A 3,921-nucleotide genomic window follows, 5' to 3' on the forward strand; every position below is an offset into this window, starting at 1 on the left:
CCGTGTGCGGGAAATCCGCACGCACGGTTTGAAAGGGGGTCTTGACTTCAACGTCCGCCGACAGACGGACAAGGAGTAAGGATCTACCAATGCCCGAGCGCCGCCAGCACGCACGCGTGTCCGCCGCCGTGCCGGTCGCGGTGGAACGCGACGGCCAGGTGAGCGTGCTGCGCGCGGCGAACTTGTCGGCCGGCGGCGTGTGGATCGCGCTCGACCGCGGGGAACTGCCGTCGGTCGAGCCGGGCGCGCAGGTGCGCGTGCGCATCGATCTCGGCAGCGACCAGTTTGGCAGGCCGCTGGACGTCGATTGCGAGGCGGAGGTCGTGCGCGTCGATCTCGGCGGCCCCGACCGTCCGCCGGGCTTCGCGCTGATGTGGACGTCGGAGGACGCCGGCGTCGCACGCCAGCTCGCCGTCATCCTCGAGTACTTACACGGCTGACCGCGCGCCGCGGTCCGTTACGCCGTCGCGGCCGGCGGATCCGCGCGGCCGTGGCACTTTTTGTACTTCTTGCCCGAGCCGCACGGACACGGATCGTTGCGGCCGATCTTGGGCGACGTGCGCCGCACGGTCTGTTGCGGGCGCCGAGCGCCTCCGTCCGCCGCGTCGCCGTAGGCGCCCCCCGCGTCGCCGCTGCCGTCCGCACTCGGATGCACGGCCCGCATCCTTCGCTCCCGCTGCTCCATCTCGGGGACATCTTGCTCCTCGCGGCGAATCTGGACGCGGAACAGCTTCGCACACGCGTTGCGTTGGATGTTCCGCATCATCTCGCCGAACAGCTCGAAGCCCTCTTTCTTGTACTCCTTCTTTGGATCCTTTTGCCCGTAGCCGCGCAGACCGATGCCATCGCGCAGGTGTTCCATCGCCTTGAGGTGATCGATCCACTGGTTGTCGATCTCCTCGAGCAGGAAGTGGCGTTGGAAGTACAACAAAAACGGTCGCGACAGTTCTTGTTCGCGCTCGGCGAGCCGCCGTTCGACTTGCTGCCACAGGCTATCGGCCAGGTCTTGCAGGTCGTGGACGCTGCGGTCGACCTCGATCGGGAATGCGAACTGGTGGCGCAGCGCCTGTTCGAGGGCGTCGAAATCCCAATCGTCAGCCGGCGCATTGGCCGGGCAGTGCTCGTCGAGGATCTCCGCGATGCGCTCGTCGCACAGGTCGTACAGGCGCTCGCGCTGCTGGATCCACGACCGCGCGACGTCGTCGGCGAGCGCGTCGATCAGCGCGTCGCGGGGGCCGCCGAACAGCTTCTCGATGGACTCGTCGGCCAGCGACCCGGTCTGCCGCCAAATTTCGTGGCGCAGCGTGCGCCAGTCGGCGCGCACTTCGTTGCCATTTGCGTCGATGCGCGGCTCGTCGAGCAGGCGCGCAACCCAGTCTTCGATCAGCGGCCGGACCTCCTGTTTGAGCGAGTCGACCGTCCAATCCCCGCTGGTCGTCGGGATCTCGGGCTGCTTGCCCGCCTTGATGTCTTCCTCCGACAGCGCCGGCTGGTAGCGGCCGGTGAGAATCTGCGTGCGCAAGGTGTAGATCGTCTTGCGCTGCTGATTCATGACGTCGTCGTATTCGAGCAGGTTCTTGCGGGTATCGAAGTGCTGGCCTTCGACCTTCTTCTGGGCGTTTTCGATCGCCTTGGTCACCCACTTGTGCTCGATCGGCGTGTCCTCCTCCATGCCGAGCCGCTCCATCAGCCCGGTCATGCGGTCGGCGCCGAAGATGCGCAGCAGGTCGTCCTCCAGCGACAGGTAGAACCGCGACGACCCCGGGTCGCCCTGGCGTCCGGCGCGTCCGCGGAGCTGGTTGTCGATGCGCCGCGACTCGTGGCGTTCCGTGCCGAGGATGTGCAGGCCGCCGGCCGCGAGCACCTCCTCGCGCTCGGCGTCGCACTGGGCCTTGAACTTGGCGTACAGCTCCTGGTAGCGGGCTTCGTCTCCCTCGCGGCCCTCCTCGCGCAGCGCCGCCTTCGCCATCACTTCCGGGTTGCCGCCGAGCAGGATGTCGGTGCCGCGGCCGGCCATGTTGGTCGAGATGGTCACCGCACCCTTGCGGCCGGCCTGAGCGACGATCTCGGCCTCGCGGAAGTGGTTTTTCGCGTTGAGCACCTCGTGCGGGATGCCGCGCTGGCGCAGGAACTTGGAGATGACCTCCGACTTCTCCACCGACGTGGTGCCGACCAGCACCGGCTGGCCGCGCCGTTGACAGTCGACGATCTCCTCGATGACGGCTTTGATCTTGCCGCGCTCGTTTTTGTAGACGAGGTCCGGCCGATCGTCGCGGATCATCGGCTTGTTGGTCGGCACCACGACCACGTCGAGTTTGTAGATCTCGTGAAACTCGGTGGCCTCGGTGTCGGCTGTCCCGGTCATGCCGGACAGCTTCTTGTACATGCGGAAGTAGTTCTGGAAGGTGATCGTCGCGAGGGTCTGGTTTTCCTCCTCGATCGTCACGCCCTCTTTGGCCTCGATCGCCTGGTGCAACCCGTCGGACCAGCGCCGGCCCGGCATCTTGCGGCCGGTGAACTCGTCGATGATGATCACCTTGCCGTCCTCGACGAGATAGTTGACGTCGCGCTTGTACAGCGTGTGGGCGCGCAGGGCCTGACCGACGTGGTGCACGTACGCCAGGTTCTTCGGGTCGTACAGGTTGTCGAGGCCGAGCAGCTTCTGCACGCGTTCGACGCCCTGGTCGGTGAGCATCGCCGAGTGGGCCTTCTCGTCGACGGTGTAGTCGACATCCTTTTTCAGCCGCGGGATGATCCGGTTGATCTCGCGGTACAGGTCGGCGGACTGCTCTGCCGGGCCCGAGATGATGAGCGGGGTGCGCGCCTCGTCGATCAGGATGGAGTCGACCTCGTCGACGATCGCGAAGTTCAGCGCGCGCTGGACCATGCGGTCCGGCGACATCTTCATGTTGTCGCGCAGGTAGTCGAAGCCGAACTCGTTGTTTTGCCCGTAGGTGACGTCCGCGCGGTAGGCGCGCTGGCGCTCGAGGTCGTCGATGCCGTGCACCACGACGCCCGTCGACAGCCCCATCCAGTGGTACATCTTCGACATCCACTCGCAGTCGCGGCGCGCGAGGTAGTCGTTGACCGTAACCACGTGGACGCCCTTGCCCTCGAGCGCGTTGAGGTAGACGGGCAGGGTGGCCGTGAGCGTCTTGCCCTCGCCGGTGCGCATCTCGGCGATGCGCCCGCTGTGGAGCACCATGCCGCCGATGAGCTGGACGTCGAACGGCCGCATGCCGAGCGACCGCCGGCACGCCTCGCGCGCGACGGCGAACGCCTCGATGAGCAGGTCGTCGAGCGTGGCGCCGTTGTCGAGCCGCTGGCGAAACTCGGCGGTCATCGCCTTGAGCTCGGCGTCGCTCTTGTCCTGCATCCTCGGCTCGAGCGCGTTGATCGCCTCCACTTTGGGGCGCAGCTTCTTGAGCTCGCGCTCGTTCTTGGTGCCAAAGATCTTCTTGATCAGGCTCATACGTGCGAAATCCTTGCGGGCGGGCGAGGCCGCGCCCGAGCGTAATCAACGGTTCTTAGCACACTTGACCGCGGCGTCTTACGCGGGCCGCCACGACCGCGCGAACGCGCGCCAGTCGGCGGCCAGGTCGAACCGGACGAGCACGTCGCCGACGCGGGCGCCGTCGCCGTCGTAGATGGTGCCGGGCAGCTCCGTGAGCGACCGGCGAAGCCCGCGCAGCCGCAGGCGTTTTTCGCCCTCGAAGCGGTAGCGGCGACCGTCGTCGCCGGCGAACGTAAACGCGTAGCGAATCCGGCGCCGGGCGACCGGCGCGAGCACGAGCGTGCCCTCGATGGGCGCCGCGGTGGCGAGCCCGTCGGCGCGCAGCTCGCCGGTGAGCCGCATCGTCGGGTCGCGCAGGTGCGCCCGGGCCGAGGCGGCGTGCAAATGGGCGGAAAATTGGAAGAATC

The 3,921-nt window shown here is 67.0% G+C and carries 3 protein-coding genes; 1 reads left to right on the forward strand and 2 read right to left on the reverse strand.

Going from position 1 to position 3,921, the window contains the following annotated elements; genetic code table 11:
• Positions 1–89: 89 nt before the first annotated feature.
• Entirely contained in the window at positions 90–440 is a 351-nt protein-coding gene (locus D6689_23030) for a PilZ domain-containing protein (protein ID RMH35934.1), read from the forward strand.
• Positions 441–457: 17 nt separating this feature from the next.
• Here D6689_23030 and secA read toward each other — a convergent pair whose 3' ends face one another.
• Both secA and D6689_23040 read right to left on the reverse strand, forming a co-directional pair.
• Complete coding sequence (gene secA, locus D6689_23035; protein RMH35935.1) at positions 458–3,472, reverse strand: preprotein translocase subunit SecA; 3,015 nt, start codon at positions 3,470–3,472, stop codon at positions 458–460.
• A gap of 78 nt (positions 3,473–3,550) precedes the next feature.
• Positions 3,551–3,898 carry a hypothetical protein gene (locus D6689_23040; GenBank protein RMH35936.1) on the reverse strand — a complete coding sequence of 116 codons (348 nt, stop codon included), beginning with the start codon at positions 3,896–3,898 and terminating at the stop codon, positions 3,551–3,553.
• Positions 3,899–3,921: the final 23 nt, after the last annotated feature.

The organism is Deltaproteobacteria bacterium, assembly GCA_003696105.1.
Classification (GTDB): Bacteria; Myxococcota_A; Polyangia; order Haliangiales; family J016; genus J016.

Bases quoted from the DNA above. Each gene is read 5' to 3' on its own strand.
- D6689_23030 (RMH35934.1), top strand. From the start codon at position 90: ATGCCCGAGCGCCGCCAGCACGCACGCGTGTCCGCCGCCGTGCCGGTC.
- secA (RMH35935.1), bottom strand. From the start codon at position 3,472: ATGAGCCTGATCAAGAAGATCTTTGGCACCAAGAACGAGCGCGAGCTC.